At 47.9% G+C, this 15,262-nt stretch carries 13 protein-coding genes; 6 read left to right on the top strand and 7 right to left on the bottom strand.

All coding sequences use genetic code 11. The features are described 5' to 3' along the window. Nucleotides 1–146: 146 nt before the first annotated feature. From EOPP23_RS09755 to parC, 3 genes are all read left to right on the top strand, one after another. Entirely contained in the window at nucleotides 147–368 is a 222-nt protein-coding gene (locus EOPP23_RS09755) for a hypothetical protein (RefSeq protein ID WP_153765752.1), read from the top strand. Nucleotides 369–499: 131 nt separating this feature from the next. After that, nucleotides 500–1,195: an endonuclease gene (locus tag EOPP23_RS09750; protein ID WP_153765751.1), complete on the top strand. Its 696-nt coding sequence runs from the start codon at nucleotides 500–502 to the stop codon at nucleotides 1,193–1,195. 138 nt (nucleotides 1,196–1,333) lie between these two features. After that, nucleotides 1,334–3,586, top strand: coding sequence for a DNA topoisomerase IV subunit A (parC, locus tag EOPP23_RS09745; protein WP_153765750.1), 2,253 nt, complete (start codon nucleotides 1,334–1,336; stop codon nucleotides 3,584–3,586). Between the two features lie 30 nt (nucleotides 3,587–3,616). Here parC and EOPP23_RS09740 read toward each other — a convergent pair whose 3' ends face one another. From EOPP23_RS09740 to trxA, 4 genes are all read right to left on the bottom strand, one after another. Further along, complete coding sequence (locus EOPP23_RS09740; RefSeq protein WP_153765749.1) at nucleotides 3,617–4,513, bottom strand: phosphotransferase; 897 nt, start codon at nucleotides 4,511–4,513, stop codon at nucleotides 3,617–3,619. Then, on the bottom strand, nucleotides 4,482–5,960 hold the full coding sequence (gene ubiD, locus EOPP23_RS09735; RefSeq protein WP_153765748.1) for a 4-hydroxy-3-polyprenylbenzoate decarboxylase: 1,479 nt from the start codon (nucleotides 5,958–5,960) through the stop codon (nucleotides 4,482–4,484). Before ubiD ends, EOPP23_RS09740 begins: the two co-directional genes overlap by 32 nt. Nucleotides 5,961–6,083: 123 nt before the next feature. Beyond that, complete coding sequence (gene rho, locus EOPP23_RS09730; protein WP_153765747.1) at nucleotides 6,084–7,343, bottom strand: transcription termination factor Rho; 1,260 nt, start codon at nucleotides 7,341–7,343, stop codon at nucleotides 6,084–6,086. Nucleotides 7,344–7,886: 543 nt separating this feature from the next. Beyond that, nucleotides 7,887–8,210, bottom strand: a complete 324-nt coding sequence (trxA, locus tag EOPP23_RS09725; protein ID WP_153765746.1) for a thioredoxin TrxA — start codon at nucleotides 8,208–8,210, stop codon at nucleotides 7,887–7,889. A gap of 383 nt (nucleotides 8,211–8,593) precedes the next feature. Here trxA and ppx point away from each other — a divergent pair, with 383 nt between their 5' ends. Further along, a complete protein-coding gene (ppx, locus tag EOPP23_RS09720) occupies nucleotides 8,594–10,087 on the top strand; it encodes an exopolyphosphatase (protein ID WP_153765745.1) in 1,494 nt (497 codons plus the stop codon). Nucleotides 10,088–10,090: 3 nt separating this feature from the next. On the opposite strand, the gene EOPP23_RS09715 is transcribed toward ppx, so the two are convergent. After that, nucleotides 10,091–11,917, bottom strand: a complete 1,827-nt coding sequence (locus tag EOPP23_RS09715) for a Na/Pi cotransporter family protein (RefSeq protein ID WP_153765744.1) — start codon at nucleotides 11,915–11,917, stop codon at nucleotides 10,091–10,093. A 206-nt stretch (nucleotides 11,918–12,123) separates the two neighbouring features. On the opposite strand from EOPP23_RS09715, the gene EOPP23_RS09710 reads away from it, so the two are divergent. Then, nucleotides 12,124–12,315, top strand: a complete 192-nt coding sequence (locus EOPP23_RS09710; protein ID WP_153765743.1) for a hypothetical protein — start codon at nucleotides 12,124–12,126, stop codon at nucleotides 12,313–12,315. A gap of 343 nt (nucleotides 12,316–12,658) precedes the next feature. Then, nucleotides 12,659–13,081, top strand: a complete 423-nt coding sequence (locus EOPP23_RS09705) for an H-NS family nucleoid-associated regulatory protein (protein WP_153765742.1) — start codon at nucleotides 12,659–12,661, stop codon at nucleotides 13,079–13,081. A 27-nt stretch (nucleotides 13,082–13,108) separates the two neighbouring features. Here the strand turns inward: EOPP23_RS09705 and EOPP23_RS09700 are convergent, their stop codons facing one another. After that, on the bottom strand, nucleotides 13,109–13,771 hold the full coding sequence (locus EOPP23_RS09700; protein ID WP_153765741.1) for a hypothetical protein: 663 nt from the start codon (nucleotides 13,769–13,771) through the stop codon (nucleotides 13,109–13,111). A gap of 100 nt (nucleotides 13,772–13,871) precedes the next feature. Continuing rightward, complete coding sequence (gene yegQ / locus EOPP23_RS09695; protein ID WP_153765740.1) at nucleotides 13,872–15,209, bottom strand: tRNA 5-hydroxyuridine modification protein YegQ; 1,338 nt, start codon at nucleotides 15,207–15,209, stop codon at nucleotides 13,872–13,874. Nucleotides 15,210–15,262 lie beyond the last annotated feature (53 nt).

Genomic DNA, 15,262 nt, shown 5'->3' with positions numbered 1-15,262 from the left:
TTATAGAAGGGCTGTCTCTGTTAGGCGTAAATACAAAACTCCTCGGCGAACGCGGCATTCTTTTGCGTCAATTCCTGATTCACTGCAAGGCCTTTTGGCATATAGGCTAGAGAGGAAAGTTTTACAGTAAATCAGGAGACAGTCCTATGCGTTTTGCCCTGTCAGCATTGCTGAAAGTTACTGCAATTGTGTCGCTGGGATTCTGGTGGCTCTGGCTCTTTGTCGGCACCGGATATTATTATCTGGGGCTGAAAGCCTCTCTATGGACCGCGGTACAGTCTGGAGCGGGTTTTGCATTGGTGATTTTTGTTATTGGGATGCTTAGTTCCCACGTATCTGAAATTCTGGTTCCGGCGGAAGATCAGTAAAATAAAATCTTCTATCGTCGTAAGTACCCAGATGTATGAATTCGTGGGCTTATTTGCCCACCTGCGGCGGGAAAATAGCAACTTAAGATTCGATTACGTGTGTCTACACACTTACTTTTCAGGGATGAACATTGTCTTTATTTCCAAGAGCCATTCTTGGCTGCAGTATTGTTCTGCTCTCTATTTCTGTTCAGGCCGCTCCTCAGAGCTTCAGTCAGGCCAAGCGTGAAGCTAGCAAAATTTATCAGACTCATCGCGAGAGCTTCTATTGTGGTTGTGACATTGAGCGCAAAGGCAAGAAGCTAATTCCTGACCTGTCTTCCTGTGGATACAAAGTCCGTAAGCAGCTTAAGCGAGCTTCACGCATTGAGTGGGAACACGTTGTTCCAGCCTGGGAGTTTGGTCATCAAATGCAGTGCTGGCAGAATGGTGGCCGTAAAAACTGTAAGAAGAACAGCAAGTTTAAACGTATGGAGTCAGACCTTCATAACCTTGTTCCCGCCATTGGCGAAGTAAACGGAGACCGTTCCAATTTCCGCTTTGCCATGCTGAACAGCACACCCGATATGTATGGGCAGTGTGACTTCAAGGTTAACTTCAAGCAGCGTAAGGCTGAGCCTCCCAGAGATAAACTGGGCAATATCGCTCGTATCTATTTCTATATGGCTGATCAGTATGGTCTTCGTTTGAGCAAACAACAGCGCAGAATTTATGAAGCCTGGGATCGCATGGACCCTGTATCTGACTGGGAAAAAGAGCGTGATCGACGCATTTCCAGAGTTCAGGGCTGGAGTAACCCTTACATAAACGGTAAAGATAAAGGCTGAATATTTTTACGCAACCTGCGTTCCCGGTTTATCATAGTTCGACTCGATCATTATTAGCGGCTATGTCGCTCGCCACAGTTTGATTGGCTGTGTCGTTTGAATGATAAACCCTTCTCTGGAATCAGGTTCATACAAAATATGGAACAGACCTTCATCGGCGACGATGGAATTGAGCGCCAGTCTTTGAGGGCTTACACAGAGAGTGCATACCTGAATTATTCCATGTATGTCATTCTCGACCGTGCCCTTCCTCATTTAGGCGATGGCCTTAAACCCGTTCAACGCCGTATTGTTTATGCGATGAGTGAGCTTGGCCTGAAAAATACCGCCAAGTTCAAAAAGTCCGCTCGTACGGTGGGTGATGTACTGGGTAAGTTCCACCCTCATGGCGACTCAGCCTGCTATGAAGCCATGGTGCTGATGGCGCAGCCGTTCTCCTATCGCTATCCATTAGTCGACGGTCAGGGTAACTGGGGCTCGCCAGACGACCCCAAGTCCTTTGCAGCCATGCGTTACACCGAATCCCGTCTGACTAAGTACTCTGACGTACTGTTGGGTGAGCTGGGTCAGGGAACGGTGGACTGGACACCAAACTTTGACGGTACGCTGGACGAACCTTCTATCCTTCCTGCTCGCCTCCCTAACCTGTTGCTGAATGGCACCACAGGTATTGCTGTTGGTATGGCAACGGATATTCCACCCCATAACCTGCGTGAAGTGGCCAATGCCTGCATCCATATGCTGGAGAACCCTAAGGCGACTGCGGCAGAGCTAATGGAGCACGTTCAGGGACCTGACTTCCCGACCGATGCCGAGATTATTACGCCTCGTTCCGACATTCAGAAAATGTACGAACAGGGTCGTGGCTCTCTGAGAATGCGGGCGATCTACAGCAAGGAACAGGGTGAGATCATCATCACTGCCCTGCCTCATCAGGCATCTGGTGCCAAGATTCTGGAGCAGATTGCTGCCCAGATGCAGGCCAAGAAACTGCCGATGGTTGCTGATCTGCGTGATGAATCAGACCACGAAAATCCGACCCGTCTGGTGATTGTTCCCAAGTCGAACCGCATAGACGTTGATGGTTTGATGAACCATCTGTTTGCTACCACTGATCTTGAAAAGACCTACCGGGTCAACATGAACATGATCGGTGTTGATGGCAAACCTCAGGTTAAGTCGCTGAACGGTATGATCAGTGAATGGCTGGAATGGCGTACTGAAACAGTGCGTCGTCGTCTGCAGCATCGTCTGGATAAGGTTCTGGCTCGCTTGCATATTCTTGAAGGCCTGCTGGTGGCTTTCCTCAATATTGATGAAGTGATTGAGATCATTCGGACTGAAGACAAGCCTAAAGCGGTCATGATGGAGCGCTTTGGCCTGTCTGATATTCAGGCTGATGCCATTCTGGAAATCAAACTGCGGCAGCTGGCGAAACTTGAAGAGATCAAGATTCGTGCTGAGCAGGAAGAACTGGAAAACGAGCGTAAAAAACTGGAGCTGCTTCTTAGCTCTGAGCGACGCTTGAAGTCGTTGGTAAAGAAAGAAATCAAAGCTGATGCTGACGAGTACGGTGATGATCGCCGTTCACCTATAGAGGTACGTCAGGAAGCTCAGGCGCTGTCTGAAACTGATTTGATGACGTCTGACCCTGTGACCATCGTTCTTTCAGAGAAAGGCTGGGTGCGTTGCGCTAAAGGCCATGACGTTGATCCAACGACACTGAACTATAAAGCCGGTGACAAGTATCGACTGTCTGCCAAAGGCAAGAGTAACCAGTCGTCCGCCTTTATCGACTCAACAGGTCGCGCTTATTCCATTCAGACGCATACGCTTCCTTCTGCCCGTGGTCAGGGTGAACCTTTAACAGGCCGGGTTAACCCACCGTCCGGTGCAACGTTCGAAGGTTTGTGTGTGGGTGAAGAGAAGGACTGCTATCTGTTAGCCAGTGATGCAGGTTACGGTTTTGTGGTTCAGCACTCGGACATGGTCAGCAAGAATAAGGCCGGTAAGGCGCTGCTGACGTTGCCGAAGAACTCACAGGTGATGTCTCCTATCACCATCGAAGGTGAGAACCAGGTGCTGGCTGCTGTGACTAATGAAGGCCGGATGCTTGTGTTCCCGCTGTCTGAGCTGCCAAAGCTGGCACGAGGCAAGGGCAACAAGATCATCAATATCCCTGCTGCCCGGGCTGCGGATCGTGCGGAAACCATGATTCATCTGGCGGTGCTGGGTGCTGATGACTCCCTGACTCTCAACGCTGGCAAGCGTCATGTGACGCTTAAACCGGCGGATCTTGAGCATTACCATGGTGAGCGTGGCCGTCGTGGTAACAAGCTGCCTAGAGGCTTCCAGAAAGTGGATAGCCTTGAAGTGCAGAAGTCTGATTAAGTTCTATTGAATGAAAACTACCAGTAGTAATCAGCTGCTGGTAGTTTTTAATAAATCCTGAAAAATACGTTCTGTTTTTTCAACACTAACCAGTCCCTGAAGTCTGAACCACAAAGCAGATAAATAATCTAACTGCTGTGTAGCTTTAGGCAGTGCTTCTTCAAGTTCTGATCCTCGAAAGTACTTCTCAAGAAAGAAAGCCTTATCGTCAGAATTAATTTCAAGTTGTTGGAGAAAAGAGGCTATATCCCAACAGGGATGACCCGCCGCCGCATATTCCCAATCCATCAGATACATCTTTTCAGCTTCCAACCAGTTGGCAGGCACCGTATCCATATGGCACAGACTCAATGCTCCATCCAGCCCGTCTCCAAGCAGTGTTTGGAGAGCCTGTTGCATGGATAACAAAGGTTTGTTTTCAGGGTGATTCGCCAGCTGTTGCCAGTAATGCTCTGCTTTTTCCCCCGGAATGAGTCTGGGTATATCAGCAGGAACAGGCAGGCTGTGAAGTTCTCGAAGAACGCCAGCTACTTGCTCAAGCTGGTGGCGGGAAAGGCCTTTTTCAGGCAGTGGCTGTCCTTCAATAAACTCTCGAACCCAATATCCCTTATCCAGACTGCGAAAAAGAACTCTGGGTGTGAGGTCTGCTTTATTGGCAATCTCATGAACCCTGAATTCAGTTTCCCTGTCCAGCCCGAGAATCTCAGAGTTAGATGCTTCAAGACGTATAAGAAGCCTTGAAGCATCAGTCGTCAGAATAAAGCTGGTATTGGTATTACCGGCAGAGATCTGAATGCAGTCCTTTACAGACGGCTGCTGTGAACACAGCTGCCACTGTTGCCAGTCCTGCAGACAGTTCTCAAGGCGTTGATGCAATTCCTGTTCAGCCAAGTTCTTAGTCGATTGCTTCTTCGATTCCGAGTTCATCCCAGATGTCGTCTACTTTGTTTTTAACTTCGTCGGTCATGGTGATGGTTTCACCCCACTCTCGGTCGGTTTCTCCAGGCCACTTATTCGTAGCATCAAAACCAACCTTGGAGCCGAGGCCTGCAACAGGTGAGGCAAAATCGAGATAATCAATGGGCGTGTTTTCGATAAACACGGAATCTCGCTTTGGGTCCATGCGAGTGGTCATAGCCCAGATTACATCGTTCCAGTCCCGTGCGTTGACGTCATCATCGCAGACAATCACGAACTTGGTGTACATAAACTGTCGCAGGAACGACCAGACACCCAGCATCACACGTTTAGCATGCCCCGGATATTCCTTTCGAATGGTCACTACGGCCATACGGTAAGAACAGCCTTCCGGTGGCAGATAGAAATCCACGATTTCCGGGAACTGTTTCTTGATAAGTGGCACAAAGACTTCGTTCAGTGCCACACCAAGAATGGCAGGTTCATCCGGTGGACGACCTGTGTAAGTGCTGTGATAAATCGGATCACGACGATGAGTAATGCACTCTACGGTGAAGACAGGAAACTTTTCTGTCTCGTTGTAATAGCCCGTGTGGTCACCAAACGGACCTTCTACTGCCATTTCATCGGGATAGATAAAGCCTTCCAGAACAATCTCGGCACTGGCAGGAACCTGAAGATCGTTAACCTTACTCTTCACCAGCTCGGTTTTACCGCCTCTCAGCAGGCCAGCAAAAGCATACTCGGAAATACCATCAGGAATTGGAGTAACAGCCCCCAGAATCGTCGCGGGGTCAGCACCCAGAGCAACCGACACAGGGAAAGGTTCGCCCGGATGTTTCAGCTGCCAGTCACGGAAGTCCAGCGCACCACCACGGTGAGACAACCAGCGCATGATCAGCTTGTTTTTGCCAATCAACTGCTGACGATAGATGCCCAGGTTCTGGCGATCTTTCTCAGGCCCTTTAGTGATCACCAGTGGCCATGTCACCAGAGGTGCGGCATCGCCGGGCCAGCAGTGTTGAATAGGGATCTTATTCAGGTCGACATCGTCGCCTTTCAGAACTACTTCCTGACAGGCAGCTGATTTGACAACCTTGGGCCCCATGTTCAGAACCTGTTTGAAGATAGGCAGTTTGGAGAGTGCGTCTTTGAAACCCTTCGGTGGATCAGGCTCTTTCAGGTAAGCCAGCAGTTGCCCGACTTCTTTCAGAGCTGTTACGTTTTCCTGCCCCATACCTAATGCCACACGCTTTTCTGTACCAAACAGGTTGGTCAGAACCGGCACGTCGTAGCCTTTGGGGTTTTCGAACAGAAGTGCCGGGCCTTTCTTGCGCAAGGTACGGTCACTGATTTCTGTCATTTCCAGATACGGATCAACTTCTTTTGTGATGCGCACCAGCTCGCCCTGCTTTTCCAGCAGTTTGATAAAGTCTCGGAGATCCCTGTATTTCATGGGCAGTGATTTCTATAAAAATGCAGTGTTGTGCATTTCCAGCTCATGGCTGTTGTTGTTCTTTGAGGTGGGGAGTGCAGGAGTGAGGGTTTCACTCCTGCGACAGGCATTCAGCAGGCAGTTTTACTTGCGCTTCATAGCCTGGAAGAACTCTTCGTTGGTCTTGCTGTGCTTCATGCGATCCAGCAGGAACTCAATAGCGCCGATTTCATCCATTGGATTCAGAATCTTGCGGAGAATCCACATACGCTGCAATTCTTCTTCAGTGGTCAGGTACTCTTCACGACGGGTACCTGACTTGTTGAAGTTGATAGCAGGGAATACACGCTTTTCGGCAATGCGACGATCCAGATTCAGTTCCATGTTTCCGGTACCCTTGAATTCCTCAAAGATAACCTCGTCCATTTTGGAACCAGTGTCTACCAGAGCGGTAGCCAGAATAGTCAGAGAACCGCCGTGTTCGATGTTACGAGCTGCACCGAAGAAACGCTTAGGACGTTCCAGAGCGTGAGCATCAACACCACCGGTCAGTACCTTACCGGAGGAAGGAATAACCGTGTTGTAGGCACGAGCCAGACGGGTGATGGAATCCAGCAGGATTACCACGTCTTTTTTGTGCTCAACCAGACGTTTGGCCTTTTCAAGAACCATTTCCGCAACCTGAACGTGGCGTGATGGTGGTTCGTCAAAGGTAGAAGCAACCACTTCACCACGAACGGAACGGGACATCTCTGTCACTTCTTCCGGACGCTCATCGATCAGCAGAACGATCAGGTGGCATTCAGGGTTGTTACGGGCGATGTTAGCTGCGATGTTCTGCAGCATCAGGGTCTTACCCGCCTTCGGAGGCGATACGATCAGACCTCGCTGGCCTTTACCGATAGGAGCAACCAGGTCGATGATACGGCCGGTCAGATCCTCGGTAGAGCCATTACCTATCTCCATGATCATGCGATCTTGAGGAAACAGTGGCGTCAGGTTTTCAAAGAGAATCTTGTTACGGGCGTTTTCAGGCTGGTCGAAGTTAATTTCATTAACTTTCAGCAGGGCGAAGTAACGCTCACCTTCTTTTGGTGGGCGAATCTTGCCGGAGATGCTGTCGCCAGTTCTCAGGTTAAAGCGGCGAATCTGGCTGGGTGATACGTAAATATCATCAGGGCCGGCCAGGTAGGAGCTGTCTGCTGAACGCAGGAAGCCAAAGCCGTCCTGCAGGATTTCCAGCACACCATCGCCATAGATGTCTTCACCGCTGCGAGCATGACGCTTCAGGATGGAGAAGATTACGTCCTGCTTCCTGGAACGGGCCAGGTTATCCAGGCCCATTTCATTAGCGATCGCTAGAAGTTCAGGAACAGACTTTTTTTTCAGTTCGGTAAGATGCATAACAGTTTGCGAACGTTAAATTGAAAGGTAATGGCCGTCGTAGTTGCAGGAAGATCAGATATTATTGAGATTATTTTTTTCAGCATCGTTAAATATTGATGCCTGCTAAAGCTCATTAAGATCGCTTTCAAGCTGGAGCCAGATATTGCGAGAGGCGAGCTTGAGACAAACGTGGCCGGAGTATTTTGTAACTGCTTATCAGGGTCTGTGGCTTGTCATTCAAGATTAAGTCCCTTGGTTATTCCAACAGGTTAAACCCGTTCAGAATCACTCACAAACCTGACAACTCTCGATTTTACAGCCCGATTCCACAGTCTATATCCTTTTCTGGAAAGTAATCAATAACTGGGAGTACGTCAACTTTATTACAAGTAATTTATCAAAAACGCTGGATGAATAGCGTCCCGGAAAGGGCTGGTAAAAGTGAGTGTGATAAACATTAAAAGAGTTAACTGGCGCCAGACAATCATTTGTCCTTTTGCGCCAGTAACAGTCCTGTTAGAACTCAATAATCGTTCTATCAGAACAATGGTATAGCAGTAATTAGAGGTTGCTGTCCAGAAATGCAGTCAATTGAGACTTGGACAGGGCACCTACTTTAGTGGCTTCAACGTTGCCGTTTTTGAACAGCATCAGTGTTGGAATGCCACGTACGCCGTATTTTGGCGCAGTTGCTTCGTTTTCATCGATGTTCAGTTTGCAGATTTTCAGCTTGCCGGCATAGTCCTTGGAAATTTCATCCAGAACCGGAGCAATCATCTTGCAAGGGCCACACCATTCCGCCCAGTAATCAACCAATACAGGACCTTCTGCTTTCAGAACGTCCTCATCAAAGCTAGCGTCTGTCACATTGACAATTTCGCTCATGGAATGGATCTCCTGACCATTTTGTCTAGTGTCAGAGCAGAAGTCATAGCGTGTAAAGTTTCAGCTACCCTGCCCTAAACAGTTCAGTAAATCCTGTAGTTTACCCTGTTATACCCGTTTGTATACATCCGAATGATCAATGCGGTTAATTCCTATGAAGAAAGCGAGCTGTTATATTGCGCTTCTCCGGCGGCTGTTGTTCCATATATTTATTAACAGTTTCGGTGCAGCCGATAGCTGAACAGTAAGAGCCTGTTCTTACCTTTTGCATGAAAATTATGAACAGGTTTAAAGGCGATAGTGCTGTATTAAAATCGTAAAGCCAGTAGGTATGTTTTTCTTTCTTTTAAATGCTGGTGACTGAAAGGTTGCAGAACAACATCATGACAGTTCAAGGTCGTAAAGAGGCTGCAGGACAGCCGCTGGTGGCAGCTATTGATTTGGGCTCCAACAGTTTTCACATGATTGTTGCCCGGGTTGAACAGGGAGAGATTCGCCCTGTTGAACGTTTGGGTGAAAAAGTTCAGCTGGCTGCTGGTCTCAGCAAAAATGGGCTGCTTTCAGCTCAAGCCATGGGCCGGGGTTTGAAGTGTCTGGCACAGTTTGCTCAATACATCTCAGGTCGTGATTTTCAGGCGATCAGAGTTGTTGGCACCAATGCCCTTAGAAAGGCGAAAAATAGCCACGAATTTGTAGAAAAAGCAGAGGAAATCCTCAAACATCCCATAGAAATCATTGCTGGCAGGGAAGAAGCACGTCTGATCTATCTCGGGGTTGCGCAAACTCAGTCTGATGATCAGGAAAGCCGTCTCGTGGTTGATATTGGCGGTGGCAGCACAGAACTGATTGTCGGTGAAAAGTTCGAGCCGAAATTGCTCGAGAGCCTCCATATGGGCTGCGTGACCTATACCGACAAGTTCTTCCCTTCCGGTGAACTCAGCCCTGAACGTTTTCAGTCAGCTTATTATGCGGCACGCCTTGAACTGCTCAATATTGAGCAGGGTTACAAAGAACTGGGGTGGGTGGATTCAGTTGGCTCATCCGGCTCTATTCGTGCCGTAAGCAGTATTCTTCAGGCTATGGGCTATGACGAAGTCATTACTCTGGAACGCATGCAAATGCTGAAGGCTAAAGTACTGGAGCATAAGAGTACCAACCGAATTCGCTTCCCGGGTTTGAAGCCGGATCGACAGAGTATATTCCCTGCAGGGCTGGCCATTCTTATGGCCTGTTTTGATGCTTTTGGTATCAAACAGATGCGTTATTCAGACGGTGCTCTTAGAGAAGGTGTTCTGTACGATTTATTAGGTCGTGATCGTCATGAGGACGTTCGTGGCAGAACAATTTCCGCATTGATGCAGAGAAATCATGTCGATAAGAAAAATGCGGATGGTATTACCCGACATGCTCTGGCCTGCTTTGATCAGGTTCATGAGTCCTGGGGATTGAATTCTGCTGACCGTGAACTGCTCAACTGGGCAGCACAGGTGTGTGAGATAGGACTGGATATTTCCCATACTCACTACAACAAGCATGGCGCCTATCTGATACAGCATTCGGACCTTCTGGGTTTCAGTAAAGAACAGCAACGACAGCTGTCACTTCTGGTTCAGGGGCATCGTCGTGGTTTTCCAAAAGTGTTGCTGGAAGTGGACAGCCATTGGAAGTTACTGCGATTGGTGATTCTGTTAAGAGCGGCCATTGTCTTGAACCACATCAATGATCAGAGTACGGCTTACCAGCTGGAAGTTTCTGATGGTGAGTTTTGTGTGTCCTTTCCGGAAGGCTGGTTATCTGAACATGCGCTGACGGCTGCAGACTTTGAGCGAGAACGTATGTATCTCAATAAAGCCGGTTTTAAGTTGTTGGTTAGCTAACGATTAGGCGTTTTCCCTGGTAGAACGGTCAAACTCGTTATACTCCTGCCTGTCCCGAGTCAGCATGATGACTGCACCATCGATCAAACTGGTGCAGGCATCATGGACATGGGCACTGTCATTCAACAGTGAGCTGGCCATATACGCATCCACCTGTCCCGAGCGAATCAACTCGTTCAACGTTTCATTGGTTTGTCGGTTCCACTCACTGAGCTCCTGTTTCAACTGATCCGTGTGCTCGCGAATATGACTGTAATTTCGTTTTACGCCCAGTACGTCAATCAATTTCAGTACTGATGCCAGACAAAGACGCAGCTGGTTGTACTGTTCCCGAATTTTGTCATTTTCAGACACCGTGTACTGACCCATGTTTTTATAAAGGTGTTTGATGTGTTTGATGGCTTGAACAAAGTCGCGACAGGCTACTTTCAAGGCAAACATTTCCTGTGCCTGTTGCTTTGGCAGCCGCCCTTCGAGTGATCCACAGTAGTGAATAATGTCGGCGTAAATGCCTTTGATGTGCCGAATGTAGAGTTCTTTGATAGACCATGGCTGGTCTTCACTGCGACAGGTGTTGACCAATTCTTCGATGTTGTCTGTCTTTCTGAGTTTCTCACCGGGTAAATAAATGCCGTAACAGATCAGTTCCAGAGTGTTTCTGTAGAGATGGGCACACTCTTTTGTTATGGCTCTAAGCGCTGTATCCGGATAACTGAGAGTGACCGGATTCAGGTGAACCGCTCGCTCTACAGGCAGTGATTTATCACCGGATAAGTTAAAGGGCTGATGAGTCACAGATTTGGTAAACAGACCATCCAACCATTTCACCAGCAATTTTAAGAAAGGCAGCAGGGCAAGAATACCAATAACATTGAAGAGACTGTGGAATATGGCCAGCTTAATGGTGTAATCGCTCTGGGCAACATTGAAAAATCCTGCAATCTGTTCAACCAGAGTTATCAATGGGTCCAGCAATAAAATGGCAATCGTGGCTGTGACTATGTTGAAGGCAAGGTGTGCCGCTGCCAGTCGCTTGCCCTCAGCGTTTGCACTAAGGGCGCCAAGAATAGCGGTAACAGTTGTTCCTATGTTTGAGCCGATGGCCAGAGCCAGAGCGTTTTCATAGCTCAATTGTCCGATGGCCAAAGCAGAAAATGTCAGAACAAGAACAGCGTTTGTGGACTGCATAATCACTGTTGCCAGCATGCCGGCAGCGGTATAGATAAGAAGCCCGAGAAAACCTTCAACAGCGTATTCAGTGAGATTGATGGAGCTCTGGAAAGCATCAAAGCCATCTTTCATATAGTGGATGCCCAGCAGCAGAAAGCCGACACCGAGCAAAATAAATCCCAGACCATTCAGGTTTTTTTGACTCTGGGTCTTAAGGATTAAACCTATCACCAGCATGGGCATGGCGTAGGCTGAAAGTTTTATCTTCAGGCCGTACAAAGCAACCAGCCAGGCACCTGCAGTACTGCCCAGGTTGGCGCCAAAAATAATGCCGACACCAGCAGTAAGACCAATCAAACCTGCACTCAGAAATGAAATAACAATGACAGAAACCAGAGAGCTGGATTGCAAAAAAGCGGTTGTTATCAAACCAAAAGAGAGGCTTTTCCAGACTCTGTCAGTGGTCTTTTTCAACAGTGACTCGAGCAGGCCGCCGGTAAAAACCTTAAAGCCTTGCTCCAGATAAACCATACCGAAAAGAAATATGGCAACACCGGCAGCAATGAACCGAAATTCGGGACTGACCCAGAAGCCATACCCTAATAAAAGAATGATTGAGGGCAGAAAAAGACGGCCCAGCATGCCTGATTGGAAGCCCATGGCAACACCCTGTTAAGGCAACAATAACGGAGTTATCGGCGCTGCATAGGGTTCTTCAGTCACTCCTTAGAGGAGTTTGGAATTAATTAAATTGAAGTGAAACTGTCATTAAAGAGTCAGCAACCCCACCCGATAATATGGATTCCTGTCAGCAGGCACATGTTTATTTTTCTACTTTTATTGGTGATTTACAGGAGAGCGCGGCGATGGCCGGTAATTTAATCGTCAAGGATCGAGCGACCAGAGAGAGAGGGCGACTATTTCAGTGTCTGAAAAATGGCAGGGTAAAAGTTCTGATGGAAAGTGGCGAAGTCAGGGAGTATTTGGCTCGTGATCTGGTGGGAACTCTGGAATCCGCACAGACGGCTGTTTCGTATAATCGCAGAGCGACGAAATAACGAAGCTACATTACAGTCAGTTCATCTAAAGCATTCAGCTCTGAATTAATAACCAGATATAAGAAAATATCATTTCTCAAATGGCACCTTTACTATTTAACTGAACCCTCGAATCCAGTAATTAGTGTTAGACGATAATGTCTTTCTGGTCTTTGATTTTTTGAGCTTCCATGACTCGTGAAAATTTACTAGTGTTTTATCAAAGGCTTTTTGCTCTCTTAGAAGCTGTTCATGATCATCACACAAAGGCGAGAGCGCTAAGATTGTGAGCAGTTTCTTAACAGAAATGCATCTCTAACACTTTCTGGAGAATGACCGAACTGTATATTTCAGAGGTTTTAATATGAATGTATTTGAAGAACTTATACACAGACTTGGAAGTAAGACCAGAATCCGCTCGTTGCTTAAGGATGTCGGCATCGATGAGATGGAGCGTATCGTTAAGAGAATGAATGAAGTCTGCGAAGAAAAACAACAGGAAAAGCAGGCCGCAGAAGAAAAAAGAAAAGAGAAACAGCAAAACATAGACGAAATAAAGAAAGTTATTGAGTCCAAGGGACTGTCACTGGCTGACCTTGGATTGCAGGACAAAGGCATCGAAGGGAAGCGGAAGAGAAATGTCTCCAAGCACAACTTTGAATACCAGACAGCCTCTGGTGATACCGTGCGTTGGTATGGTTCTACAACAGGTCGTTTGCCAAAAGATTTTCAGGATTACTTGAATAAGACCGGCAAAAAGCGGATTGATTGTATCGCTGATGACTGATTGAAAACGGCTCGATAGAAGTAAGAGTCAGATTTTCTGATGCTCAAGCAGGCTTTTCATCCAGAAAGAAAGGTCAATGATGTCGTCCAGAATAAGGCATAACAGGGCGACATCGACAGGCTCAATATCCCTCTGAAACTGACACACATCATCTCTGAGATCCTGACATATCATTCTTAAGCGCTCGACACTTTGTGTAAGACCTTTGTTTTGTGTCTGCAGGGAGTGACTTTGATGCTTTTTAAACACACCTGAGTTTAACTCATCCTGTTTGATGATTGTTTCTCGAAACTGGCAGATGGTTTTGCCAAACCGGCTGGTGAGCAGGTTAATCGGCACGATCATTTCAACGGGCAGCTTCAACGGTCTTACAGCCAGTCTTTCAGACAGCCTGAAAATCTGAAGGGCTAAATGACTCTGGTTTTGCAACACATCAAGAATGGAAGTTTTAGGCAGCGAAGTGAGTGAAGGCTTATTCAACCGACTAATAACGGCCTGTTCGAGCTTTTTGAGTTGTCTTGGGCGTTCTTTGATCCATGAGGGCGAAGGGTGGGATGCAGGCGTTTCAGCACTCAGACAGAGCACCTGTCTGTTCACTGCAAGAAGAGCGTCCAGCGCACAGGCACGGTGCTGTTGTAAAAGTTTGTAGGGTGAGCCTGAGAACAGGCTGGTGAACGCTTCAAGATCCATAAAGATCTGTATCGGCGGTGCTGCTCAGTCCAGAAGAGCCAGACAGCAATACCCGCTCACTGCATTAGCAGGAGTGAGTATTGAAGAGGCAGAAAATGCTTTAAGGAAGGTTGCGAACCAGCAGAGACATTTCGTCTGGCTCAATACCTTCAGGAACAGGAATCTTCACAACGTGACCTGAACCGGGAGCAGCTGATACAGACTCGCCGTGCTTGTTCTCAATATTATCCAGCGTGAAAGCGATGTTGCCCTTGGGCGTCATCAGTTCCATTACATCACCGGTTTCAAAACGGTTCTTCACATCAATGGTAATTTGCTTACCATCATTGTCGAGAATATCGCCAACAAACTGCTGTTTAGTGCCTCGGGAATTCCCGTTTTCGTAATTCTGGTACTCATCATGAACATGGCGACGGTAAAAGCCTTCGGTGTATCCACGATTAGCCAGATTTTCCAGAGTATCCATGGCGCTCATATCGAATGGACGACCAGCTGCTGCATCATCAATGGTTTTGCGGTAAACCTGTGCGGTACGGGCAACATAGTAGAAAGACTTGGTCCGACCCTCGATCTTCAGGGAATGAATACCCATGTTGGTCAGGCGGTGCACATGTTGCACTGCACGCAGGTCTTTGGAGTTCATGATGTAAGTGCCATGCTCATCTTCAAAGGCAGGCATGTACTGGTCAGGGCGACCCTCTTCCTGAAGCAGAACGATCTGGTCGGAAGGTTTGCCTTCGCCCAGAGTTGGCTTCACGGATTCCGGTGTGATGATCTGCGGCTGTGCATTCACAGGGACTACATCACCACTGTCAGTTTCCTTGGCTTCATGAGCCTGATAGTTCCAACGGCAGGCGTTAGTGCAAGAACCCTGATTCGGGTCACGCTTGTTGATATAACCGGACAGCAGGCATCGACCTGAGTAAGCGATGCACAGTGAACCATGAACGAATACTTCCAGCTCCACTTCCGGAGCCAGCTCATGGATTTCCTGAATCTCTTCCAAAGACAGTTCTCGGGACAGGATGATGCGTTCCACACCTTGCTTGGCCCAGAACTTGGCGGTAGCAAAGTTGACTACGTTAGCCTGAACGGACAGGTGTACCGGCATATCGGGGAATTTTTCACGAACCAGCATGATCAGGCCCGGATCGGACATGATCAAAGCGTCTGGCTTCATGGCAATCACGGATTCCATGTCACGGAGGTAGGTTTTTACCTTGGTGTTATGAGGTGCGATGTTGCTGGCGAGATAGAACTTCTTACCCAGCGCATGGGCTTCATTAATGCCCTTCTGCAGGTTCTCGTCTTTAAAGTCGTTGTTACGCACTCTCAGGCTGTAACGAGGCTGGCCGGCATACACCGCGTCTGCACCGTACGCAAAGGCGTAGCGCATGTTTTTTATGGTTCCGGCAGGAGAGAGTAGTTCCGGTTTCATGGTGTCAGCTGATGCTCTGTTGTAATGCAAGGCGCGCATTATAACAGCGACTG

It is taken from the genome of Endozoicomonas sp. OPT23 (genome assembly GCF_009653635.1).
Taxonomy (GTDB): Bacteria; Pseudomonadota; Gammaproteobacteria; order Pseudomonadales; family Endozoicomonadaceae; genus Endozoicomonas_A.
This window is presented reverse-complemented; position numbering and strand designations above follow the sequence as displayed.

What these genes read in the sequence shown, in the direction of transcription:
- EOPP23_RS09755 (WP_153765752.1), top strand. Translation starts at nt 147, where the DNA reads ATGCGTTTTGCCCTGTCAGCATTGCTGAAAGTTACTGCAATTGTGTCG.
- parC (WP_153765750.1), top strand. Translation starts at nt 1,334, where the DNA reads ATGGAACAGACCTTCATCGGCGACGATGGAATTGAGCGCCAGTCTTTG.
- EOPP23_RS09740 (WP_153765749.1), bottom strand. Translation starts at nt 4,513, where the DNA reads ATGAACTCGGAATCGAAGAAGCAATCGACTAAGAACTTGGCTGAACAG.
- ubiD (WP_153765748.1), bottom strand. Translation starts at nt 5,960, where the DNA reads ATGAAATACAGGGATCTCCGAGACTTTATCAAACTGCTGGAAAAGCAG.
- rho (WP_153765747.1), bottom strand. Translation starts at nt 7,343, where the DNA reads ATGCATCTTACCGAACTGAAAAAAAAGTCTGTTCCTGAACTTCTAGCG.
- trxA (WP_153765746.1), bottom strand. Translation starts at nt 8,210, where the DNA reads ATGAGCGAAATTGTCAATGTGACAGACGCTAGCTTTGATGAGGACGTT.
- ppx (WP_153765745.1), top strand. Translation starts at nt 8,594, where the DNA reads ATGACAGTTCAAGGTCGTAAAGAGGCTGCAGGACAGCCGCTGGTGGCA.
- EOPP23_RS09715 (WP_153765744.1), bottom strand. Translation starts at nt 11,917, where the DNA reads ATGGGCTTCCAATCAGGCATGCTGGGCCGTCTTTTTCTGCCCTCAATC.
- EOPP23_RS09710 (WP_153765743.1), top strand. Translation starts at nt 12,124, where the DNA reads ATGGCCGGTAATTTAATCGTCAAGGATCGAGCGACCAGAGAGAGAGGG.
- EOPP23_RS09705 (WP_153765742.1), top strand. Translation starts at nt 12,659, where the DNA reads ATGAATGTATTTGAAGAACTTATACACAGACTTGGAAGTAAGACCAGA.
- EOPP23_RS09700 (WP_153765741.1), bottom strand. Translation starts at nt 13,771, where the DNA reads ATGGATCTTGAAGCGTTCACCAGCCTGTTCTCAGGCTCACCCTACAAA.
- yegQ (WP_153765740.1), bottom strand. Translation starts at nt 15,209, where the DNA reads ATGAAACCGGAACTACTCTCTCCTGCCGGAACCATAAAAAACATGCGC.